This window comes from Bradyrhizobium sp. IC4059 (assembly GCF_020193615.1).
Taxonomy (GTDB): domain Bacteria; phylum Pseudomonadota; class Alphaproteobacteria; order Rhizobiales; family Xanthobacteraceae; genus Bradyrhizobium; species Bradyrhizobium yuanmingense.
On the sequence record NZ_JADYVH010000006.1, the window covers coordinates 196,945 to 217,304 of the forward strand.

General features: G+C 65.4%; 20 protein-coding genes. 7 read left to right on the forward strand and 13 right to left on the reverse strand.

Features of this window, described 5'->3' with window-relative positions:
• Positions 1-18: 18 nt before the first annotated feature.
• Positions 19-1,269, reverse strand: a complete 1,251-nt coding sequence (locus tag I6F12_RS20205; protein WP_225157083.1) for a nucleoside transporter C-terminal domain-containing protein — start codon at positions 1,267-1,269, stop codon at positions 19-21.
• Between the two features lie 160 nt (positions 1,270-1,429).
• Here I6F12_RS20205 and I6F12_RS20210 point away from each other — a divergent pair, with 160 nt between their 5' ends.
• Positions 1,430-2,668, forward strand: coding sequence for an MFS transporter (locus tag I6F12_RS20210; protein ID WP_036029811.1), 1,239 nt, complete (start codon positions 1,430-1,432; stop codon positions 2,666-2,668).
• A 240-nt stretch (positions 2,669-2,908) separates the two neighbouring features.
• On the opposite strand, the gene I6F12_RS20215 is transcribed toward I6F12_RS20210, so the two are convergent.
• The 6 genes from I6F12_RS20215 to I6F12_RS20240 all read right to left on the reverse strand — a co-directional run bounded on the left by I6F12_RS20215 (position 2,909) and on the right by I6F12_RS20240 (position 8,531).
• Positions 2,909-3,667: an SDR family oxidoreductase gene (locus I6F12_RS20215; RefSeq protein ID WP_036029803.1), complete on the reverse strand. Its 759-nt coding sequence runs from the start codon at positions 3,665-3,667 to the stop codon at positions 2,909-2,911.
• A gap of 26 nt (positions 3,668-3,693) precedes the next feature.
• On the reverse strand, positions 3,694-4,452 hold the full coding sequence (locus I6F12_RS20220; protein ID WP_036015360.1) for a proteasome-type protease: 759 nt from the start codon (positions 4,450-4,452) through the stop codon (positions 3,694-3,696).
• 192 nt (positions 4,453-4,644) lie between these two features.
• Positions 4,645-5,052, reverse strand: a complete 408-nt coding sequence (locus tag I6F12_RS20225) for a carboxymuconolactone decarboxylase family protein (RefSeq protein WP_225157084.1) — start codon at positions 5,050-5,052, stop codon at positions 4,645-4,647.
• A gap of 65 nt (positions 5,053-5,117) precedes the next feature.
• Entirely contained in the window at positions 5,118-5,966 is an 849-nt protein-coding gene (locus tag I6F12_RS20230) for a transglutaminase family protein (RefSeq protein WP_036029799.1), read from the reverse strand.
• Positions 5,967-6,163: 197 nt separating this feature from the next.
• Positions 6,164-7,108, reverse strand: a complete 945-nt coding sequence (locus I6F12_RS20235; protein WP_036015356.1) for an alpha-E domain-containing protein — start codon at positions 7,106-7,108, stop codon at positions 6,164-6,166.
• Positions 7,109-7,112: 4 nt separating this feature from the next.
• Positions 7,113-8,531, reverse strand: coding sequence for a circularly permuted type 2 ATP-grasp protein (locus I6F12_RS20240; RefSeq protein WP_036015353.1), 1,419 nt, complete (start codon positions 8,529-8,531; stop codon positions 7,113-7,115).
• A 278-nt stretch (positions 8,532-8,809) separates the two neighbouring features.
• Here I6F12_RS20240 and I6F12_RS20245 point away from each other — a divergent pair, with 278 nt between their 5' ends.
• From I6F12_RS20245 to I6F12_RS20255, 3 genes are all read left to right on the forward strand, one after another.
• On the forward strand, positions 8,810-9,547 hold the full coding sequence (locus tag I6F12_RS20245) for a molybdopterin-binding protein (protein ID WP_036046217.1): 738 nt from the start codon (positions 8,810-8,812) through the stop codon (positions 9,545-9,547).
• 35 nt (positions 9,548-9,582) lie between these two features.
• Positions 9,583-10,110 (forward strand): xanthine phosphoribosyltransferase, encoded by a 528-nt coding sequence (gpt, locus tag I6F12_RS20250; protein WP_036015348.1) that lies wholly within the window; start codon positions 9,583-9,585, stop codon positions 10,108-10,110.
• A gap of 103 nt (positions 10,111-10,213) precedes the next feature.
• Positions 10,214-10,831 carry a hypothetical protein gene (locus I6F12_RS20255; RefSeq protein WP_225157085.1) on the forward strand — a complete coding sequence of 206 codons (618 nt, stop codon included), beginning with the start codon at positions 10,214-10,216 and terminating at the stop codon, positions 10,829-10,831.
• A 25-nt stretch (positions 10,832-10,856) separates the two neighbouring features.
• On the opposite strand, the gene I6F12_RS20260 is transcribed toward I6F12_RS20255, so the two are convergent.
• Positions 10,857-11,879: a methionine synthase gene (locus I6F12_RS20260; protein ID WP_225157086.1), complete on the reverse strand. Its 1,023-nt coding sequence runs from the start codon at positions 11,877-11,879 to the stop codon at positions 10,857-10,859.
• A gap of 118 nt (positions 11,880-11,997) precedes the next feature.
• Between I6F12_RS20260 and I6F12_RS20265 the strand changes: the two genes are divergently transcribed.
• The 3 genes from I6F12_RS20265 (at position 11,998) to I6F12_RS20275 (ending at position 14,408) form a co-directional block, all read left to right on the forward strand.
• Positions 11,998-12,699, forward strand: coding sequence for a glutathione S-transferase N-terminal domain-containing protein (locus I6F12_RS20265; RefSeq protein WP_225139803.1), 702 nt, complete (start codon positions 11,998-12,000; stop codon positions 12,697-12,699).
• 126 nt (positions 12,700-12,825) lie between these two features.
• Positions 12,826-13,434, forward strand: a complete 609-nt coding sequence (locus tag I6F12_RS20270) for a 2-hydroxychromene-2-carboxylate isomerase (protein WP_225157087.1) — start codon at positions 12,826-12,828, stop codon at positions 13,432-13,434.
• On the forward strand, positions 13,434-14,408 hold the full coding sequence (locus tag I6F12_RS20275; RefSeq protein WP_225157088.1) for an NADPH:quinone oxidoreductase family protein: 975 nt from the start codon (positions 13,434-13,436) through the stop codon (positions 14,406-14,408). Before I6F12_RS20270 ends, I6F12_RS20275 begins: the two co-directional genes overlap by 1 nt.
• Here the strand turns inward: I6F12_RS20275 and I6F12_RS20280 are convergent.
• From I6F12_RS20280 to I6F12_RS20300, 5 genes are all read right to left on the reverse strand, one after another.
• A complete protein-coding gene (locus tag I6F12_RS20280) occupies positions 14,397-14,843 on the reverse strand; it encodes a hypothetical protein (RefSeq protein WP_225114408.1) in 447 nt (148 codons plus the stop codon). The genes I6F12_RS20275 and I6F12_RS20280 overlap by 12 nt on opposite strands.
• A 137-nt stretch (positions 14,844-14,980) precedes the next feature.
• Positions 14,981-15,871: a crotonase/enoyl-CoA hydratase family protein gene (locus I6F12_RS20285; protein ID WP_036045899.1), complete on the reverse strand. Its 891-nt coding sequence runs from the start codon at positions 15,869-15,871 to the stop codon at positions 14,981-14,983.
• A 157-nt stretch (positions 15,872-16,028) separates the two neighbouring features.
• Positions 16,029-17,450, reverse strand: coding sequence for an amidase (locus tag I6F12_RS20290; protein WP_225157089.1), 1,422 nt, complete (start codon positions 17,448-17,450; stop codon positions 16,029-16,031).
• A complete protein-coding gene (locus I6F12_RS20295) occupies positions 17,443-18,615 on the reverse strand; it encodes a M20 aminoacylase family protein (protein ID WP_036015333.1) in 1,173 nt (390 codons plus the stop codon). The genes I6F12_RS20290 and I6F12_RS20295 overlap by 8 nt, the downstream gene beginning before the upstream one ends.
• Positions 18,616-18,629: 14 nt before the next feature.
• Positions 18,630-20,135 carry a M81 family metallopeptidase gene (locus I6F12_RS20300; RefSeq protein WP_225157090.1) on the reverse strand — a complete coding sequence of 502 codons (1,506 nt, stop codon included), beginning with the start codon at positions 20,133-20,135 and terminating at the stop codon, positions 18,630-18,632.
• Positions 20,136-20,360 lie beyond the last annotated feature (225 nt).

Below are 20,360 nucleotides of genomic sequence, written 5' to 3' on the forward strand. Positions count from 1 at the left end.
GACGCGTGGAAAGAGAGCCTACGCCAACACCCCCACCACCGCTCCCATCAGGCACGTCGTGAGCGTCCCCGACACGATCGACTTCAGCCCCAGCGCATTGATCTCCTCGCGCCGCTCCGGTGCCATCACCCCTAAGCCGCCGATCATGATGCCGAGGCTGGCGAAATTGGCGAAGCCGCACATCGCATAGAGCATGATCAGGCGCGAGCGCGGATCGAGCGTATCGGGCGGCAGCTTCGAGAAGTCGACATAGGCGATCAATTCGTTCAGCACGGTCTTGGTGCCCATCAGGCTGCCGGCGGTGATCGCTTGATCCCACGGCAGCCCCATCAGCCAGCACACCGGCGCCATGACGAGGGCGAGCAGCCGCTGCAGCGAGATCGCGGCGCCGCCGACGTGCGGGAGCAGGCCGAGGATGGCGTTGACGAGATAGACCAGCGCCACCAGCACCAGCAGCATCGCGACGATGTTGATCAGCAGCTCGATGCCCGCGCTGGTGCCTTTCACGATCGCGTCCATCGTGCTGGCGACCTCCATCTGCGGATCCTCCAGCGCGCCGCCGGTGCGCTTGTCGGAGGTTTCAGGGACCATGATCAGGCTGACCAGGATCGCCGCCGGCGCGCCGAGCACGGAGGCGATGACGAAATGCGCGGCGGCGTCGGGAATGAGCGGCGCCAGCAGCGTCGCATATAGGACCAGCACGGTGCCGGCGATGCCGGCCATGCCGCCGGTCATGACCAGGAACAACTCGCTGCGCGTCATCTGTGCCAGATACGGCCGCACGAACAGCGGTGCCTCGACCATGCCGAGGAAGATGTTGGCGGCGGTCGAAAGCCCGACGGCGCCGCCGACGCCGAGGGTGCGCTCCAAGAGCCAGGCCATGCCGCGGACGATCGGCGGCAGCACGCGCCAATAGAACATCAGCGTCGTGAGCACGCTCATGACCAGCACGATCGGCAGTGCCTGGAACGCCAGGATGAAGTCCGCGCCTGGCGCCTTCAGGTCGAAGGGCAGGGGTCCGCCGCCGATATAGCCGAACACGAAGGCGGAGCCGGCCCGCGAGGCCGCCGAGATCGCGCCGACCGCGTCGTTGATGGCGCCGAAGGCATGGGCGACGACCGGCAGCTTCAGCAGCACGAGGGCGGTGACGAAGGTCGCGGCGAGGCCGATCGCCGCCTGGCGCAGCGACACCGCGCGCCGATTCTCCGCCAGCGCGAAGGCGATCAGCAGCAATGCGAAAATGCCGAGTGCAGATTGCAGGCGCAGCATGATGTCTCAAGCCCCTCGATGATTATGGCCGCCCATGCGTTGCAAAGGCAATGCCGGGAGCAGCCGGGAACGACCAGTGTTGACAAGCGGGGCCACCTCGGCCACCCCGGGGGCCTTCGATATCGAGGGAAAGAGCGGTCCGAGCGTGACCGAAGAGGCGATGCCAGAGCAGCCAATATCCGGACATCGACCGGTCACCGCCGGTGAGCTCCTCCGCCATCCCGCTTTCCTGTTCTTCCTGCTCTCGCGCAGCCTGTCGCGCTTCTCCAGCCAGATCGCGGCCGTCGCGATCGGCTGGCAGATCTACGATCTCACCGGCTCGGCGTTCGACCTCGGGATGGTTGGTCTCGTCCAGTTCCTGCCCACCGCGCTTCTGGTGTTCGTCGCCGGCCACGCCGCCGATCGCTACGAGCGCAAGCGCGTCGTCCAGCTCTGCCAGCTGGTGGAGGCCGCGACCGCGCTCTATCTCGGGGCCATCACCTATCTCGGCGCGGTCAGCGAAGTGCAGATCTTCATCGCGACTTTCCTGCTCGGAATCGCCGGCGCGTTCGAGAGCCCGACCACGGCGGCGCTGCTGCCGCTGATCGCGCCGCAGGGCTCGCTCCAGCGCGCCACTGCCGTCTCCAGTGGGGCGGCGCAGGTCGCGACCATCACGGGACCTGCGCTCGGCGGCATCGCCTATGCGGTCGCCCCGCACCTTGCCTATGCCGTGATGGTCCTGTTCTGGGTCTTGGGGATGATCTTGACCGGCTTCATCCGGCCGCGCCCGCAGGCGATCGCGAGGGAGGGGATGGACTCGGACAACATCTTCGCCGGCGTCCGCTTCATTCGCAGCAACCCGGCGATCCTCGGGACCATCTCGCTCGATTTGTTCGCCGTGCTGTTCGGCGGCGTCACGGCGCTGCTGCCGATCTATGCCCGCGACATCCTCCAGACCGGCCCGGTCGGGTTAGGCGTGCTGCGCGCCGCGCCTGCGGTCGGTGCCTTGCTGATGACCATGGTGCTGGCGCGCCACGCGATCTCCCGGCATGTGGGCCTCCGCATGTTCCAGGCCGTGATCGTGTTCGGCCTCGCCACCATCGTGTTCGCGCTGTCGTCCTGGATGTGGCTGTCGGTGCTGTCGCTTGCAATCCTCGGTGCGGCCGACACGATCAGCGTCGTGATCCGCTTCTCGCTGGTGCAGCTGTCGACACCCGACGAGATGCGCGGCCGCGTCGGCGCGGTGAACTTCCTGTTCATCAACGCCTCGAACCAGCTCGGCCAGTTCGAGAGCGGAGTGGCAGCCGCGCTGCTCGGCGCCATGCCTGCCGCCGTGCTCGGCGGCGTCGCCACCGTCGCAGTGGCGCTGCTCTGGATGAAGCTGTTTCCAGCCCTGCGCAAGGTGGAGAGCCTGGAGTAGGTCCTCCGCTCTCTCAACGTCATTGCGAGGAGCTCGCGACAAAATTGCGTAGCAATTTTGCGCTGGTGCGACGAAGCAATCCAGAATCTCACCGCGGCGGCAGCCTGGATTGCTTCGCTGCGCTCGCAATGACGATTGTTGAGATGGCGTGGGGACTTAACTCGCGTCACGCCCGCAGCCCGGCAGCAGCAGGCGCCTCTTGACGCCTACTGTGCATGGGGTTGTTTTCGCGCTTTTTGTTCAGCCCCGCCCGACGAACGGCATCTTGGTCGCCATCACCGTCATGGTCAGCACGTTGGCATCGAGCGGCAGGCTGGCCATGTAGGCCACGGCATCGCCGACTGCTTTCGCGTCCATGCGCGGCTCGTGCTTGGTGGTGCCGTCGGGCTGCAGCACGCCGGGGCCGTTGACCATGCGGTCGGTCATCGGGGTTGCGGCATTGCCGATGTCGACCTGGCCGACGGCGATGTCGTACATGCGGCCGTCGAGATTGCTGGCCTTGGTGAGGCCGGTGATGGCGTGCTTGGTCGAGGTGTAGGCCGCCGAGAATGGCCGCGGCGCGTGCGCCGAGATCGAGCCGTTGTTGATGATGCGGCCGCCGCGCGGGGTCTGATCCTTCATGATGCGGAAGGCGTGCTGGGTGCACAGGAACGGGCCGGTGAGGTTGGTGTTCACGACGGCCTGCCATTGCTCGAGGCTGAGATCCTCGAAGTTGACGGCCGGCGCGCCCATGCCGGCATTGTTGAAGAGCACGTCGAGCCGGCCGTAGGTCGCCTTCACCTTGTCGAACAGCGCGGCGATGGAGTCCGGCTTGGTCATGTCGGCGGTGACGCAGAGGCTTTTTCCCGCGGGACCGAGCTTTGCCGTCTCCTCGAGCATGTCGAGCCGGCGGCCTGTGAGCACCACGGTGAAGCCGGTGTTCATCAGCGCCAGCGACGCCGCGCGCCCGACGCCGGTGCCGGCGCCCGTCACCAATGCGATCTTTTTCGCTTCACTCATCGTTTCCTGCCTTTTCTCTTCTGCTGTCAGGTTTTGGGTTCTTTGTCGTTCTTGTAGGGCGGGCGCGGAATGTTCTGATGCGCCGCGCGCAAGGCCGCCGACCAGCGCGAGCGCAGGTCGTGGAAATAGGGCTCGCCTGCCTCGATGCGGTGGTTGAGATCGGCCTCGCAGGCATCGTTGCGCACCACCAGCACGTCGATCGGCAGGCCGACGCCGAGATTCGAGCGCATCGTCGAGTCCATCGAGATCAGGCCGGTCTTCAGCGCCTCATAGAGCTCGACGTCGTAATGCATGGCACGGTCGAGCACCGGCTTGCCGTATTTGTGCTCGCCGATCTGCAGGTACGGCGTGTCGGTGGTGCACTCGATGAAATTGCCAGCGGTGTAGACCATGAACAGGCGCATCCGCGCGCCCTTGATCTGGCCGCCGAACAGGAAGGAGACGTCGAAGGACACGTCCTCGGATTTCAGCGCCGGCCCTTCGGTGGCATGCACCGCCCGGATCGCCCGGCCGATGCGCTGGGCGGCCTGGAACATGGTCGGCGCGTTCATCAGCGTCTCGATCTCGCCCGTATTGGGATCTTCGAGGCCCTCGGTCAGCGTCGACAGCACCGACTGGCTGATGGCGAGGTTGCCGGCACTGGCGATCGCCATGATGCGCTCGCCGGGCTTGGAGAAGATGTGCAGCTTGCGGAAGGTCGAGACGTTGTCGAGGCCGGCATTGGTGCGGGTATCGGCGATCATCACCAGACCGTCCCGAACCAGGATTCCGCAGCAATAGGTCATTTCCAGTCCCCGAACGCGTTTGCGCGGAATTACTAGCCAATTTCAAGGGCCGCTCCAACCCCCGATTAAGCCCGTCATTCCGGGGCGCGACGAAGTCGCGAGCCCGGAATCCATTCCTCCACCAACTCTGCGACCAGATGGATTCCGGGTTCGCGCTACGCGCGCCCCGGAATGACGGTGCGAGACGGCAAGCTAGTCAGCTGCGTCGACCAGAAACGCCTCATCAACCGGCACGCCGAGCGCCGTCACCAGCCGGTTGGTCTCCGCGGCCATGCCGACGATGGCGAGCAGCTCCCCATATTCGGCCTCACTCATGCCCTTGGCCTGTGCCGCGGCCGTGTGGGAGTGGATGCAATAGCTGCAGCCGTGTGCGATCGAGACCGCGACGTAGAGCATTTCCTTGACCTTGGGATCGAGCGCGCCGGGAGCCATCACCTCCTTGATGCTCTCCCAGGTCCGCCGCAGCGTCTTCGGATCATGGGCCAGCGCGCGCCAGAAATTGTTGACGAAGTCCGATTTCCGCACTTTACGGATGTCGTCGAAAACGGCTCGCGCTTCGGCCGAGAGTTCATCATCCGAAAGCAGTTTCACAGTCGCCATGGCTACCTCGCGGGTTGATCCGATCCCGCGATTGTAGCACGCCGAATGTGTTCGGCTGGCGGCTCCTAGCTCTGCCGCTGGGACTGCGATTGCGACTGCCCGCCGCGGCCGGCCTGTTCGACCTTCACCGCCACCGTCAGCGTTTCCGTGCCGCCGCCGTAGCGCGTGCCGCGCACCGGGGCCGCGCCGAGATAGTCGAGCCCGATCGCGAGGCGGACATGCGCGTCGGTGGCGCAGATGCTGTTGGCGGGATCGAAGCCGACCCAGCCGAGATCGGGCACGTAAGCCTCTGCCCAGGCATGGCCGGCGTCTTGGTGCACCGTGTCGTCCGCACGCAGGAAATGCCCGGAGACGAAGCGCGCCGGCACGCCGCCGGCGCGGGCGCAGGCGATGAAGATGTGCGCGTAGTCCTGGCAGACCCCGCGCTTGAGCGTGAACGCCTCCGCTGCGGACGTGCCGCTGTTGGTCGGGTCCTCGTCGAACGTCATGTGATCGGCCACCTGCGTCATCAGCGTGTGCAGGAAGCCCAGCGTGTCGCTCTCGGCCTCGCTGCGCAACTGGCGCGCGACCGCCGTCATCGCCGGATTGACCGAGGTGAGGTCGGTGACGCGCAGGAACATGCCGGGGGGAAAGCGCTCATCGCTGCCACGCAGCACGCCGCCGGTGTCGTGGGTCTCGATCAGCCCTTCGGCAATGATCTGGATGTCGCCGACGGGCCCGCAGGACAGCACGTGGGTGACGTTGCCGAACGCGTCCTCATGCATGTCGAGCTTGGTGTCGGTGGAGACGTCGATCTGCCATTCCGCGACGTATTGCCCGTCATGGCTGCCCGGCGTCATGCGCAGGATCTGGATCACGCTGGTGGCCGGCGGCTCGTAGCGATAGGTCGTGGTGTGCTGGATTCGCAGGCGCATGGTGGACCGTGTCGTTTGTTGTAAGGCGTGACTGCCGTCGCAAAGAAGCTCGTCATGCCCGGGCTTGTCCCGGGGCATCCACGTTCTTCCTCGTCGCGCAAAAGCAAGAACGTGGATGGCCGGGACATCTAGCGCGAAGACGCGCTTCGCGCTTTTGCCCGGCCATGACAATATCCCCTGTCGTCAGTCGAGCGACATTAGATCAAATACTGCTTCGTGATGATTTCGCCCAGCCTGGAATTGTCCGCGATGAATTCCTGAATGAATTCATGCACGCCATGCTGGAAAATGTCGTTCATGTTGCTGTGTTCCAGCCGGTTGCGGATGCCGCGGGCGTGGCGCTGGGCCGGGCCCTGGCGGCCATAGGCGACGCCGATCTGGTCGAGGTTGCGCACGAGGTTGCCGTAGCAGCTGGCGAGCGAGCGCGGCAGCGTGTCGTTGAGGATCAGGAGGTCCGCGATCAGCCAGGGCTTCAGCGTCTCGCGATAGACCCAGTGATAAGCCGTCAGCGCCGAGACCGAGCGCAGGATCGAGCTCCACTGGTAGAAGTCGAGCGGCCCGCCGACATGCTCCTCCTCGGGCAGCAGCACGTGATACTTCACGTCGAGGATGCGCGCGGTGTTGTCGGCGCGCTCAAGGTGCACGCCCATGCGCGAGAACCAATAGGCGTCGTTGCGCAGCATGGTCCGATAGGCCGAGCCGTCGAAACGCAGCGAGGTCTCCTGCACGAAGCGCAGGAATTTTGCGAGGTCCTCGCGCGTCGAGGTGCCCTTGCTCCACACCGCCTGAAGCTCGATCCAGGCCGAGTTGATGGTGTCCCACATCTCGCTGGTGAGGGCCGTGCGCACCGAGCGCGAGTTCAGCCGCGCCGCTTCGATACAGTTTCGGATCGAGGACGGGTTGTTCTGGGAGAACGAGAGATACTCGACGACGTTGTGCTCGTTGGCTTCCTCATAGGCCTGATAGAAGCTCGCGGCGACCCCGGCCGTGAGCAGCGCCGAATCCCATTCATTGGTCTTGCCGATATAGGCGGCGGGAAGCGCGGTGACGCGCAGCGTCGCATCGATGGTGCGCGCGAGATATTCGGCCCGTTCGACGTAGCGGGCGAGCCAGTAGAGGTTTTCGGCGGTACGCGACAGCATCTCTCTACTCGTCCAGAATCCAGGTGTCCTTGGTGCCGCCGCCCTGGCTCGAGTTCACCACCAGGGAGCCTTCCTTGAGCGCGACGCGGGTGAGCCCGCCCGGCACGATGGTCGTGCTCTTGCTGCCCGTGAGCACGAAGGGGCGAAGATCGACGTGACGTGGAGCGAGGCCCGACGCCGTGCAGGTCGGGCAGGTCGAGAGCGCCAGGGTCGGCTGGGCGATGAAACCTTCCGGCTCGCGCTTGAGCTTGTCGCGGAACGCTTCGATCGTCGCCTTGGTCGCGGCGGGGCCGATCAGCATGCCGTAGCCGCCGGAGCCGTGCACTTCCTTGACGACGAGCTCACTTAGATTGTCCAGCACATAAGCGAGGTCCTTCGGCTCGCGGCAGCGCCAGGTCGGCACGTTCTTTAGGATCGGCTCCTCGCCGAGATAGAATTTCACGATGTCGGGCATGTAGGAGTAGATCGCCTTGTCGTCGGCGATGCCGGTGCCGACGGCGTTGGCGAGCGTGATGTTACCGGCCGCGTAGGCCGACATCAGTCCGGGCACGCCGAGCACCGAATCGGGACGGAAGGTGAGGGGATCGAGGAAGTCGTCGTCGACGCGCCGATAGATCACGTCGACCCGCTTCAGCCCTTCCGTCGTCCGCATGAACACTTCGTTGTTCTTGACGACGAGGTCGCGGCCTTCGACCAGCTCGATGCCGAGCTTGTCGGCGAGGAAGGAGTGCTCGTAATAGGCCGAATTGTAGACGCCCGGGGTGAGCAGCGCCACCGTCGGCTCGCCGGAGGCGCTTTGCGGCGCGACCGAGCGGAGCGCTGCGAGCAGCTCGTCCGGATAGCGCTCGACCGGCGCCACCCGGTGGCGGGCGAACAGATCCGGAAACAGCCGCATCATGATCTCGCGGTTTTCCAGCATGTAGGACACGCCCGACGGCGTGCGGGCGTTGTCCTCCAGCACGATGAAGTCCTCGGCGTCGACCCGGACGATGTCGATGCCGGCGATGTGCACGTAGACGTCGTGCGGCACCTGCTGGCCGTTCATCTCGGGCCGGAACACCGGGTTCTGGAAGATCAGATCGTCGGGCACGATGTCGGCGCGGAGGATGTCGCGGCCGTGATAGATGTCGCGCAGGAACATGTTGAGCGCGCGCACGCGTTGCTTCAGGCCCTTCTCCAGCCGCGCCCATTCCTTGCCGGACATGATCCGCGGAATCACGTCGAAGGGGATCAGGCGCTCGGTGGACTCGGAATCGCCGTAGACCGCGAAGGTGATGCCGATCCGGCGAAACAGCAGCTCAGCTTCCTGGCGGCGATATTCGAGCGCCTCGGGAGGCGTCTCCTTGAGCCAGCGCGCCAGCTCCTGATAGGCGGGGCGGAGGTCCCCGCCGGGAATGTTCATTTCGTCAAACGCGACTGCCATAGATCCCGACTTGTCTCCCCAGGCGTTGCGCCATGCGCCAGTTCGCGTCGGCCTTGATGAGACCGCAACGTCCTGTGGCCATGCGTCAACAGTGCATGACTTTCATGTGGTAGCAAGGGCCGGGCCAGCGCGATAAGCATGGAGAGGGGGCATTTGCCGGCGACGGCCGGCGGCGTGCCTGAAAAAATGGCTGAAGACTGCTTATTTCAGAAGCAAAACCGCGTGACTTCAACGCGTTACCTCGGCAAAGTCGGCGTCACAGGTGAGGGACTTAAGGCATGAGCGAGATCGTCACGGCGGGCATTCTGGTCATCGGAGACGAAATCCTGTCCGGCCGGACCAAGGACAAGAATATCGGCTTCATCGCCGAATACCTGACCAATATCGGCATCGACCTGAAGGAGGTCCGCATCGTCTCCGACGACGAGCCGGATATCATCGCTGCACTGGATGCATTGCGGCATCGCTACACCTACGTCTTCACCACAGGCGGCATCGGGCCGACTCATGACGACATCACCGCTGATGCCGTGGCCAAGGCGTTCGGCGTCGGTATCGACCATCACCCGGAGGTCGTCGCCCGCTTCCGCGAGCGCTGGAGCGAGCAGGACCTCAACGAGGCCCGGCTGCGCATGGCCCGCATCCCCGACGGCGCCGAGCTGATCCAGAGCGCGACCATCCTCGCCCCCGGCTTCAAGATCGGCAACGTCATCGTCATGGCCGGCGTGCCCTCGATCATGCAGGCGATGATGGACATCGTCTCGCCCAAACTGAAGTCGGGCGTGCGCATGCTGTCGGACTCGGTCCGCGCCAATGCGCGCGAGGGCGACATCGGCGGCCCGCTGCGGGCGATCGCCGCCGCCCATCCCGACACCATCATCGGCAGCTATCCCTTCATGGACGAGGAGCAGAAGCCCAACACCAATCTGGTGGTGCGCTCGCGCGATCCCGAGAAGCTCGCGGCGGCAATGGCCGCGGTGAAGGAAATGCTGGCGGGATTGAACGTCAACCGCTAGCAGGAATTGCCGGACGAGATTGCAGGAGATAGGCGATGGCTGGTGAAGCACCGGAACTGAGTGCGCAGGAGCGGGCAGGCAAGGCCTTCCCCGTCTCGTGGGACCAGTTCCACCGGGATTGCCGGGCGCTGACCTGGCGGCTCAACGAGGTCGGTCCGTTCCATGCGGTGATTGCGATCACCCGCGGCGGCCTGGTGCCCGCCGCGATCGTGGCGCGCGAGTTAGGGGTGCGCGTCATCGATACGGTCTGCGTCGCCAGCTACGACCACAACAAGCAGGGCGAGCTCCAGGTGCTCAAGGGCATTTCCGAGGCGACCATGACGCTCGGCGGCGGCACCGGCAAGGGCCTGTTGATCGTCGATGACCTCGTCGATACCGGCAAGACCGGCAGGATGGTGCGCGAGATGCTGCCCGATGCGCATTTCGCCACCGTCTACGCCAAGCCGATGGGACGCCCGCTGGTCGACACTTTCATCACCGAAGTCTCGCAGGACACCTGGATCTTCTTCCCCTGGGACACAGCACTGTCCTACCACCCGCCGCTGCGCGACGGCGCGGCGTGATCGTCATTGCGAGCGAAGCGAAGCAATCCAGAAATGTATCCGCGGAGGCAGCCTGGATTGCTTCGTCGCGAAGGGCTCCTCGCAATGACGGGTTGAGACACCGATGCCCCTGCAAAACCGCGTCACACCCACCGGCGAGATCATCGCCACCCCACACCGCGGCCTGTTCACCGGCAATCGCGGCATCATCCACGATCCCGCGACGAAGACGCTGTTGAAGAAGCGCTGGTCGACGCCGGCCTGGATCACATGCCTGTGCGAATTCCGCGGCTGGCGGCGGCCGGTGATGGCGCGGCGGAGCTGGACCGAGCTGTTCTTTCTCGACGAAGCCACCGCCTTTGCTGCCGGACATCGCCCATGCTTCTTCTGCCGGCGTGACGATGCCCACCGGTTTCGCGCGGCATGGGAGAGGGGAAACGGCGCAAGCAAGGTGAGCGCAAAGTCGATGGACGCAAAGCTGCACCTGGAGCGTCTGGATCACGGCCGTAAGCGCCTGCACCCACTGCGAGGGCCGCTCGCAGACTTACCCGATGGCGTGATGGTGCAGCAGGGCGAGCAGAGCTATCTTGTGACGAAAGGCCGGCCGCTGCTTTGGTCGCCAGCCGGCTATGCCCGTACCGAGCACGAACTGTCGAGTGCGATGCTGCTGACGCCTCCATCCACATTACGGGCGTTCAGCGCCGGATATCGACCGGCGTTGCATCCGACCGCTCCGGACTAGCCGAGCGACCTGCGGATCACCGCCATCACCCCAGCCTCTCGCGCGCCAGCGCCGCGCCGGCGCCGAGCGCCATCAGCTTGGCTTCGGCGATCTCGCGCCGCATCGGCGCCATGCCGCAATTGGTAGTGGCGATGATGTTGCTCTTGGGCACGAAATGCGACACCGCCTCGATCACCTTCACGACGTCCTCGGCGGTCTCCACCATGTCGCTGGCGACGTCGATCACGCCGGCCTGCACGATCTTGTTCTTCAGCAGCGCGAGCAGGTCGAGCGGCACCTTGGAATTGCGGCACTCGATCGCGACCTGCTGGATCGGGCTTGCGTCGATGGCCGGAAAGATCTGCTCGTATTGCCGCCATTGGCTGCCGAGCGTCTCCTTCCAGTCCGTATTGGCCTTGATGCCGTAGCCGTAGCAGATGTGCACGGCGGTGGCGCAGGCGAGGCCCTGTGCGGCGCGCTCCAGCGCCTTGATGCCCCAATCGTTGACCTCGTCCATGTAGACGTTGAAGGCGGGCTCGTCGAATTGCACGAGATCGACGCCGTCGGCCTGCAAGGCCCTGGCTTCCTCGTTCAAGAGCTCGGCGAAGGCAAAGGCCATCTTGACCCGGTCGCCATAGTAGCGGTCGGCAATGGTGTCGATGATCGTCATCGGGCCGGGCAGGGTGAATTTCAGCTGCTTCCTGGTGTGCGTGCGCGCGACGCGCGCCTCGAAGGCATGGACGCGGTCCTTCAGCCGCAGCGGCGCGACCACCTGCGGCACCATCGCCTTGTAGCGGTCTTTCCGGATGCCCATCTCGACCTTGTGGGCGAAATCGATGCCCTCGATCTTCTCCAGGAAACCGTGCACGAAGTGCTGCCGGGCCTGCTCGCCTTCGGTGACGATGTCGATGCCGGCGTCCTCCTGGAGCTTCAGCCAGATCAGCGTCGCATCGCGCTTGGCGCGGAGCAACTCGTCGCCTTCGGACTTCCAGGGCGCCCAGAGCATGTTCGGCTCGGCGAGCCATTCCGGCTTCGGCAAGGAGCCGGCGATCGTGGTTGGAAACAGCATGGCGGCCCTCCCGGCAGATTGTTGCGCCCCTTCCTGCCATGTCCTAACGTCGAGGTACAGAACAACAAAAGTCGTCATTGGCTGGCGGCAGCGATAGGGACGGCGCAAGGGAAGGCCCATGATCGACCTCTATTACGCGCCGACGCCGAACGGCTGGAAAATCTCGATCATGCTGGAGGAGCTCGGGCTTCCCTATCGGGTGATCCCCGTGAACATCCGCGCCGGCGAGCAGTTCAATCCTGAGTTCCTGGCGATCTCTCCGAACAACCGCATTCCCGCGATCGTCGACCACGAGCCCGCTGATGGCGGCGCGCCGTTCTCGGCGTTCGAGACCGGCGCGATCCTGATCTATCTCGCGGAGAAGACCAGCCGCTTCCTGCCCGCCGATTGGCGCGGCCGCTCCAGCACGATCCAATGGGTGATGTGGCAGATGGCGGGCCTCGGGCCGATGCTCGGTCAGCACGGCCATTTCGCGCTCTATGCGGCCGAGAAGATCCCTTACGCAATCGAGCGCTATCGCGACGAGGCGGCGCGGCTCTACGGCGTGCTCGATTGCCAATTGGCCAGGACCGGCGCCTATGTCGCCGGCGACTATTCCATCGCCGACATCGCCTGCTTCCCCTGGACCATGACCCACAAGGCGCAGGGTTTTACGCTCGACGACTATCCCAATGTGAAACGCTGGTATGCCGAGGTCCGGGCAAGGCCGCAGGTGCAGGCGGGGCTTGCGATCGGAAAATTCGTGAAAGAGCCGTTCGACGAGGAATCACGCAAGATCATGTTCGGGCAACGGGCTAAGGAAGTGCTGGGAAGGAAGTGACTCGTCATTCCGGGACGCGCGAAGCGCGAACCCGGAATCCATCAGGCAGCGTACCGAGAGGCGAAATGGATTCCGGGCTCGCGCCAAAGGGGGCGCGCCCCGGAATGACAGCAAAAAGGAACCCCCATGATCGAATTCTTCTTCGACTGCTCCAGCCCCTGGACCTATCTCGCCTTCCACAACATCCAACCGCTCGCCAAGGAGTTCGGAGCCGACATCACCTGGCGGCCGATCCTGGTCGGCGGCATCTTCAATTCGGTCAATCCGAGCGTCTACGCGCAGCGCGAGAAGCCGGTGCCGCTGAAGGCGCGCTACATGAAGAAGGACCTCGCCGACTGGGCACGTTCGGCGGGTCTTCCCATCAAGATGCCACCGACGGTGTTCCCGGTGAACAGCGTCAAGGTGATGCGCGGCTGCCTCTGGCTCGGTCAGGACATGGTGCCGTTCGCGACATCAGTGTTCGAGGCCTATTGGGGCGAGGACAAGGACATCTCGCAGGACGCGGTGCTTGCGGAGATCTGCAGGAGGGTCGGCATCGACGAGCAGAAGTTCTTCGCCGGTATTGCCGAGCAGGGCATCAAGGACCAGCTCAAGGCCAATACCGAGGAGGTCATCGCGCGCGGCGGCTTCGGCTCGCCGACGATCTTCGTGAACAAGACCGACATGTATTTCGGCAATGACCGCCTGCCGCTGATCCGCGAAGCGCTTTTGCGCAGCAAGGCGAGCGCGGCCTGATGGTGCGCGCCGTCGTCTGCCGCGAACTCGGCGCGCCCGAGCGTTTGCTGTTGGAGGAGTTTCCGTCGCGCGCGCTGAGGCCGGGCGAGGTGCGCGTCGCCATCCGCGCCGCCGGGCTGAACTTCCCCGACGTGCTGATGGCCGCCGGCGAATACCAGCTCAAGCCGGAGCTGCCGTTCACGCCGGGCATGGAAGCGGCCGGCGACGTCACCGAGGTGGCATCGGAGGCAAGCGGCGTTGCCGTCGGCGACAAGGTCATCGTGAAGATGCGCTTTGGTGCCTTCACGGATGAAGCGGTGGTGATGCCGTCGCAGCTCACTCCCATGCCGTCCACCTTCGACTATGCGGAGGCTGCCACCTATCTCGCCGGCCACGGCACGGCCTATCACGCGCTGATCGATCGCGGCCGGGTCGCGCCGGGCGAGGTGCTGCTGGTCCACGGTGCCGGCGGCGGCGTCGGCCTTGCCGCCGTCGAGATCGGCAAGATGCTGGGCGCGACCGTGATCGCGACCGCCTCCAGCGACGAGAAGCTCGGAATCGCGAAATCGCGCGGCGCCGATCATCTCATCCGCTACGACCGCGAGCCGTTCCGCGATGCCGTCAAGCGCATCACCGACGGCCGCGGCGCCGACGTCGTGTTCGACCCCGTCGGTGGCGAGGTCTTTGAAGACTCGATGCGCTGCATCGCCTGGGGCGCGCGGCTCCTGGTGATCGGCTTCACCGGCGGCATCGGCTCGGCCAAGACCAATCTGTTGCTGATCAAGGGCGCCAGCGTGCTCGGCGTACGCGCCGGCGAAGCGGTGCGGAAGAATCCTGCGCTCGGCGAGGTCCGCCTGAAGGCGCTTTTGCAATGGGCGGAGGAGGGCAAGCTGCGCCCCAACGTCTCGCACCGCCTGCCGCTTAAGGACTATGCGAAGGCGATGCGGTTGTTGCTCGACCGCAAGGCGATCGGACGCGTCGCGCTACTGATGTGACGTCCGCGCGACGGTGTCGCGGCCGCCCGGCGCATAGCCGAGGCAGGTCCGCACGATCTGGCCGCAGACGGCGTCACGCGCATTTCCGATGTCGGTATTCCCGGCATATTGCACCTCGGTGACCTTGCCGCGAGCAAAGCGCAACTGCACGCGACAATAGCCCGACGGCGCCTGGCCTCCGATATTCAGGCCGGGCGGAAGCGTGAGCGTGGGCGGCGCGATGCCGCCGGGAGGGCTCGCCGCGTGCTCGTACATCCAGATCTCGCCCGAACCGTCCTTGGCGGTTCCGGCCGGCAGGCCGGCGCACATGCGGATCGCCGACTGGTCGAGACCGATCAAGCTGGCTCGTCCGCGCTGCGCCCACTCGGCGTCCTGCTCGGCACAGCCGGCAAGGACGAGTGGCGCGAGAGCCGCCATTCGCAGGCAAAGTTGCATCGGCATCGCTTCCCTGTGCGATGCGAACGATAGCGCAAGGTGGTTTTGCGATGCAGCAGGCCTGTCGACCGACTGTCCATGCGCACTTGGCATGGATCAAACAGCCGAGTTGCGCGTTAAGGCGCGCTACGCGCTCGTCACTTGTACTCGCGCTCCGTCCACCACGGGAAGTAATCCGGCATGTCGGTGGACACCTTGTTCTTGAAGTGCGCGGGACGCTTCTCCAGGAACGACACCACGCCTTCCTTGACGTCGTCCGAGCGGCCGCGGGCGTAGATGCCGCGGCTGTCGACCTTGTGGGCTTCCATTGGATCGTCGGCGCCCATCATGCGCCACATCATCTGGCGGATCAGCGCGACCGACACCGGCGCGGTCTTTGCCGCAAACTCCTTGGCGAGCGCTCGGGCGGTCGGCAGCAGATCATCGGGGGCCACGACCTTGCTGACGAGGCGGCCCGCAAGCGCTTCCTGCGCCGGGAAGACACGGCCCGAATAGCACCATTCCAGCGCCTGCGAGATGCCGACGATGCGCGGCAGGAACCAGCTCGAGGCCGCCTCGGGCACGATGCCGCGCTGGGAGAACACGAAGCCGAAGCGCGCGGCCTCTGAGGCGATGCGGATGTCCATCGCGAGCTGCATGGTGACGCCGATGCCGACGGCCGGGCCGTTCACCGCCGCGATCACGGGCTTGAGGCATTTGAAGATGCGCAACGTCACTTGGCCGCCGCCGTCACGCACCTGCGGGTCGCTATAGTCGACCTTGCCGTCGGCAAAACGCTTGACCGGCCCGCGCCGCGCGTCGCGATCGAACGTGTCGGCACCGGAGGAGAGATCGGCGCCCGCGCAAAAGCCGCGGCCGGCGCCGGTGACGATGATGGCGCGGACGTTATCATCCTTGTCGGCGGTGTCGAACGCGTCGATCAGTTCGGCTTGCATCTGCGCGTTGAAGGCGTTGAGCTTGTCGGGCCGGTTCAACGTGATGGTGAGGATCTGATCGGCGACCTCGTACTTGATGGTCTCATACGCCATGGTGGTTTCCTCTTCCTTGGTTCTTTGTCCGTCTGTCTAGCACGTCATTCCGGGGCGCGCGAAGCGCGAGCCCGGAATCCATTTCTCCACACTCCTTGCGGATGAATGGATTCCGGGCTTGCGCCAAGAGGGCGCAACCCGGAATGACGACGGTGCGTTATTGGGCCGGCGGCTTCGGCCAGGGCCGCTGCGGGCCGCGCAGACCTTCGAAGGCCTTGGCCATGCCGAGCACGCCGATGTCGTCGAAGCGGCGGCCGACGATCTGCACGCCGATGGGAAAACCCTTGGTGTCGAAGCCGCCGTTGAGGGAGATCGCCGGGTTCTCCGACATATTCCACGGCACGGTATAGGCGATGTGCTCGAACGGCTTCATGGGATCGTTGGTCGGCGACGCCCATTCCGCCGGAAAGTTCACGTTCGGCGCGGTCGGCGAGATCACATAGTCCAGCTCGCAAAAGAGCTTCGCCGCAGCCGCGCGGATCGCCATGGTCTGGTTGAAGCCGCGGATGACGTCGACGCCCGAGAGCTTGGCCCCGGACTCGCCCCACTTGAAGATATAGGGCAGCACCTTGGCCTGCTCGGCCGGCGTCAGCTTGGACAGATCGTCCCACATCCGCGCGCGCCAGAAATTGTCGAGACCGTCGAGCATCTCGCGCGTGAGGATGCCGTCGACCTCGGTGACGACGCTGCCTGCGGACTCGAATGCCTTCGCGGCCTTCACTGCGACCTCGCGCACCGGCTTCTCCAGCGCCAGGCCGCAGCCGGGATCGAGCATCAACCCGATGCGTAGTTTTCGCGGAGATTTCTCCAGCCCCTTCCAGTTCAGCAGCTCGGCCGGCAGGCTCATGCCGTCGCGGCGGTCGGGCTTTGCGATCGCGCTCATCATCAGCGCGCAATCGTCGACCGTGCGGGTCATCGGGCCGGCGACACGGCCGACATAGGTGGGGTCGATCGGCACCCGGCCAAAACTCGGCTTCAGGCCGACGAGGCCGCACCAGCCGGCGGGCAGGCGAACCGAGCCGCCGATATCGGTGCCGAGATGCAAGGGCCCGTAGCCGGCCGCGGCGGCGGCGCCTGCGCCGGCGCTGGAGCCGCCCGGGTTCTTGCTGAGATCCCACGGGTTGCGCGCGAGCGCATGGAACGAGGAGAGCCCGGAGGACAGCATGCCGTAATCGGGCATGGTGGTCTTGGCGAAGATGATGCTGCCGGCCTCACGCAGCCGCGCAGCGGGCGGCGCGTCCTTCTCGGCCGGCACGAGCTTGACGCTGGCTGCCCCCAGCGGCACCGGCACGCCCTTGGTCGCGATGTTGTCCTTCACCGTCACGGGCACGCCGTCGAGCGGCCCGGAGGGCTCGCCGCCGGTCCAGCGCGCGGTCGAGGCCTTTGCGGCCTCGCGCGCGGCATCGGGGTCGAACGCATAGAGCGCCTTCAGATGCGGTTCCCACGCCGCGACATGCGCGAGCACGTCCTCCAGCACCTCGCTCGGCGAGAACTGCTTGGCACGATAACCCGCGATCAGGTCGACCGCGGACAGATCGTGCAGCGAGGTGACCGCTTCCTCGACGCTCTTTTTATGCATTGCCACCCACCGGCATGCGCGTCTCGACGATGCGGGCGAACATGCTGGCACCGATCGGCAGGATCTTGTCGTCGAGCACGAAGCCGGGATTGTGCACGGGCACCGAGCCGTCATGGCCGACCCAGAAGTAAGCGCCGGGAATCGTCTCCAGCATGTCGGCGAAATCCTCGCTGCCCATCTTCGGCTGGATGCGGGTGATCACGTTGGCGGGATCGACGATGGTGCGCGCGACCTCCTCGACCACCTTGGACTGCTCGACCTGGTTGACCAGAACGCCGAACGTGTCGCGGATGTCGGCTTCGATCGTGCACTGATAGGCGGCGGCGATGCCGGCGCAGATGGTGCGGATGCGCTCGGCGATCAGGGCGCGGACTTCGTTCGAGAAGGTGCGGATGGTGCCGCACAGATGCGCATCGCCCGGAATGACGTTGTAAGCCGAGCCGGCATGGATCTGGGTGATCGAGATCACCGCGGCTTGCAGCGGGTCGACGTTGCGGCTGACGATGGTCTGGATCGCCTGCGCCAGTGTGGTCGCAATGACAACCGCGTCCTTGGAGCGCTCGGGCATCGCGCCATGCGCGCCGTAGCCGGTGATGCGCAGGTCGAAGAAGTCGGCACTGGCCATGGCCGGGCCCGGCAGGATCGCGATCTCGCCATGGTTGAGGTCGGGCGCGTTGTGCAGGCCGTAGAGCTCGTCGCAGGGAAATTTCTCGAACAGCCCGTCCTTGATCATGGCGCGGGCGCCGCCGAGGCCTTCCTCGGCCGGCTGGAAGATCAGATGCACGGTGCCGTCGAAATTCCGGGTCTCGGCGAGATAGCGCGCGGTGCCGAGCAGCATGGTGGTGTGGCCGTCATGGCCGCAGCCGTGGAAGCGGCCGGGGATCTTCGAGCTCCACTTCAGATTGGTGTTCTCTTCCATCGGCAGCGCGTCCATGTCGGCGCGCAGCCCGATGCGCTTGCTGCCGGTGCCCTTGCCCTTGATGACGCCGATCACGCCGGTGCCGCCGAGGCCGCGATGCACTTCGATGCCCCAGCTCTTCAGCTTGTCGGCGACGATGCCGGAGGTGCGCACTTCCTCGAAGCCGATCTCGGGATGGGCGTGGAGGTCGCGCCTGATTGCGGTGAGCTCGTCGGCGTAGCCGTCGATGCGATCGATCGTGGGCATGTGGTCCTGTCCGGTTAGCGTGAGGGAGGCGTGAATACGGGGCCGTTCGGCTTGATGCGGATGCCCGGGCGCAGGCGCGTCCAGGGTAGCGAAGCGGTGTCGGCCGGCATCGCACCGGGCGCGGCACAGATCATCAGCTTCTCGGCGATCGGCTCGAAATCGGCGCGGAAATGCACCGAGCTCTTGTTGACCAGGATTTTCTGTTCGGTCGGCTCGATGCCGACATAGCGGTACATCGCCTGGTCGGCGAGCTGGGCCTTGTGCGAAGAGACGACGATGCGGACATCGCCGATGCGCAAGGCTGCGGACGGGCCCATCTCCATCTCGCGGCCGCCGTAATAGGGACCGGGCGCGATGAAGCGGCCGTCCGAGAGCTGCTCGACCACGAAGGTCTCGCTATAGGGCTCGTCGCCGGGGATGCCGGACTTGCCGCCGAGCGACAGCGTCACGGTGGCGCCGACGCCGGCTGCGTGCGCGGCCTTGGCCGATTCCGGATCGTAGATCGCGCCGGTTGCGGCACTCGCCTTGTTGCGCACCAGCGCGCGCAGCATGCCCGTGGTGTCGGAATCGCCGCCGGCGCCCGGATTGTCCTGGGTGTCGGCGATGATGATCGGCTTGCGCGCGCCCTTGGCAAGTTCCATGGCGTGGCGCACGCCGTCGTCGGGCGTCCAGATCTTGCCGTCGAAATCGTTCTCGTGGCTTTCGATCAGCTTCAGAAGCGCGTCGGCCGCACGATCGGCGTCGTGTTGCGTCTTGCCGTAGGCGAACACGCTGGGGCCGCAGTCGCGGAAATCGGCGGCGGGAAAACCGGGCGCGAAAGAGAGGGTGGGAACGGCATCGCTCTCCAGCGCGGCGAGTCTTTCGTAGATGCCTTTGGTGGGCTGGTCGTTGGTGCATTGCCAGCTGATCGGGATCAGGAATGGCAATTGCCGGAAGGCCTTTGCGAAGCGCTGCTTCGTCTGCAGCAGCAGCGCGAGATGGCGCGCGCAGGCGCGGCCGGTCTCGGCCATGTCGACATGCGGATAGGTGCGGTAGGCGATCAGCGCGTCGGCATGCTCCATCATCTCGGGCGTGACGTTGGCGTGGAGATCGAGGCTGGTGACCAGCGGAACATCCTTACCGATGACGCGGCGCACGCGCGCCAAGATCTCGCCTTCGCCGTCGTCGAGATGCTCGGTCACCATCGCGCCGTGCAGGTCGAGATAGACGGCGTCGATCGGGCCGGCGGCGGCGATGCCGTCGACCATGACCTTCACGATGCGCTCGAATGCGTCTTCGGTGACATGCGCCGACGGGCTCGCGCCGCAGGCGATGGTCGGAATGAGTTCCCAGCGGTTCGCCTCGGCGCTGTCGACGAAACCGGCGAGCCCGACATTGATGCGGCGCATCACCTTCAACACGTCGGCACCTTCAGTCATCGCCGGCCAGCCGCCGCCATGCTGGAAGTCCGCGAATGTCGCCTTCGTCGGAGCGAAGGTGTTGGTCTCGTGCAGGAAGCCGCCGACGGCAATACGTGTCATTCAGTTCAGTCCCGATTGAAAGTGCGCGACGTTAGCCTTGCCCTTGCGAGGAGGGCAAGGTGAGGAAGCACTCGCGACGTGCATAGGGTCAAGACGATTTGGGAATGCTGCGCCCCATACTCCGCCGTCATTCCGGGGCGCGCCCTCTTGGGCGCGAGCCCGGAATCCATCGTGCGACAGAGTCCGCGGCTAAATGGATTCTCAGGTGCGCAATTGCGCACCATA

Coding starts and splice junctions, on each gene's coding strand:
- I6F12_RS20300 (WP_225157090.1), bottom strand. CDS start 20,135: ATGACACGTATTGCCGTCGGCGGCTTCCTGCACGAGACCAACACCTTC.
- I6F12_RS20275 (WP_225157088.1), top strand. CDS start 13,434: ATGGTGCGCGCCGTCGTCTGCCGCGAACTCGGCGCGCCCGAGCGTTTG.
- I6F12_RS20235 (WP_036015356.1), bottom strand. CDS start 7,108: ATGCTGTCGCGTACCGCCGAAAACCTCTACTGGCTCGCCCGCTACGTC.
- I6F12_RS20285 (WP_036045899.1), bottom strand. CDS start 15,871: ATGGCGTATGAGACCATCAAGTACGAGGTCGCCGATCAGATCCTCACC.
- I6F12_RS20225 (WP_225157084.1), bottom strand. CDS start 5,052: ATGGCGACTGTGAAACTGCTTTCGGATGATGAACTCTCGGCCGAAGCG.
- I6F12_RS20260 (WP_225157086.1), bottom strand. CDS start 11,879: ATGCTGTTTCCAACCACGATCGCCGGCTCCTTGCCGAAGCCGGAATGG.
- I6F12_RS20280 (WP_225114408.1), bottom strand. CDS start 14,843: ATGCAACTTTGCCTGCGAATGGCGGCTCTCGCGCCACTCGTCCTTGCC.
- I6F12_RS20270 (WP_225157087.1), top strand. CDS start 12,826: ATGATCGAATTCTTCTTCGACTGCTCCAGCCCCTGGACCTATCTCGCC.
- I6F12_RS20215 (WP_036029803.1), bottom strand. CDS start 3,667: ATGAGTGAAGCGAAAAAGATCGCATTGGTGACGGGCGCCGGCACCGGC.
- I6F12_RS20265 (WP_225139803.1), top strand. CDS start 11,998: ATGATCGACCTCTATTACGCGCCGACGCCGAACGGCTGGAAAATCTCG.
- I6F12_RS20205 (WP_225157083.1), bottom strand. CDS start 1,269: ATGCTGCGCCTGCAATCTGCACTCGGCATTTTCGCATTGCTGCTGATC.
- I6F12_RS20210 (WP_036029811.1), top strand. CDS start 1,430: ATGCCAGAGCAGCCAATATCCGGACATCGACCGGTCACCGCCGGTGAG.
- gpt (WP_036015348.1), top strand. CDS start 9,583: ATGGCTGGTGAAGCACCGGAACTGAGTGCGCAGGAGCGGGCAGGCAAG.
- I6F12_RS20255 (WP_225157085.1), top strand. CDS start 10,214: ATGCCCCTGCAAAACCGCGTCACACCCACCGGCGAGATCATCGCCACC.
- I6F12_RS20245 (WP_036046217.1), top strand. CDS start 8,810: ATGAGCGAGATCGTCACGGCGGGCATTCTGGTCATCGGAGACGAAATC.
- I6F12_RS20295 (WP_036015333.1), bottom strand. CDS start 18,615: ATGCCCACGATCGATCGCATCGACGGCTACGCCGACGAGCTCACCGCA.
- I6F12_RS20230 (WP_036029799.1), bottom strand. CDS start 5,966: ATGCGCCTGCGAATCCAGCACACCACGACCTATCGCTACGAGCCGCCG.
- I6F12_RS20220 (WP_036015360.1), bottom strand. CDS start 4,452: ATGACCTATTGCTGCGGAATCCTGGTTCGGGACGGTCTGGTGATGATC.
- I6F12_RS20240 (WP_036015353.1), bottom strand. CDS start 8,531: ATGGCAGTCGCGTTTGACGAAATGAACATTCCCGGCGGGGACCTCCGC.
- I6F12_RS20290 (WP_225157089.1), bottom strand. CDS start 17,450: ATGCATAAAAAGAGCGTCGAGGAAGCGGTCACCTCGCTGCACGATCTG.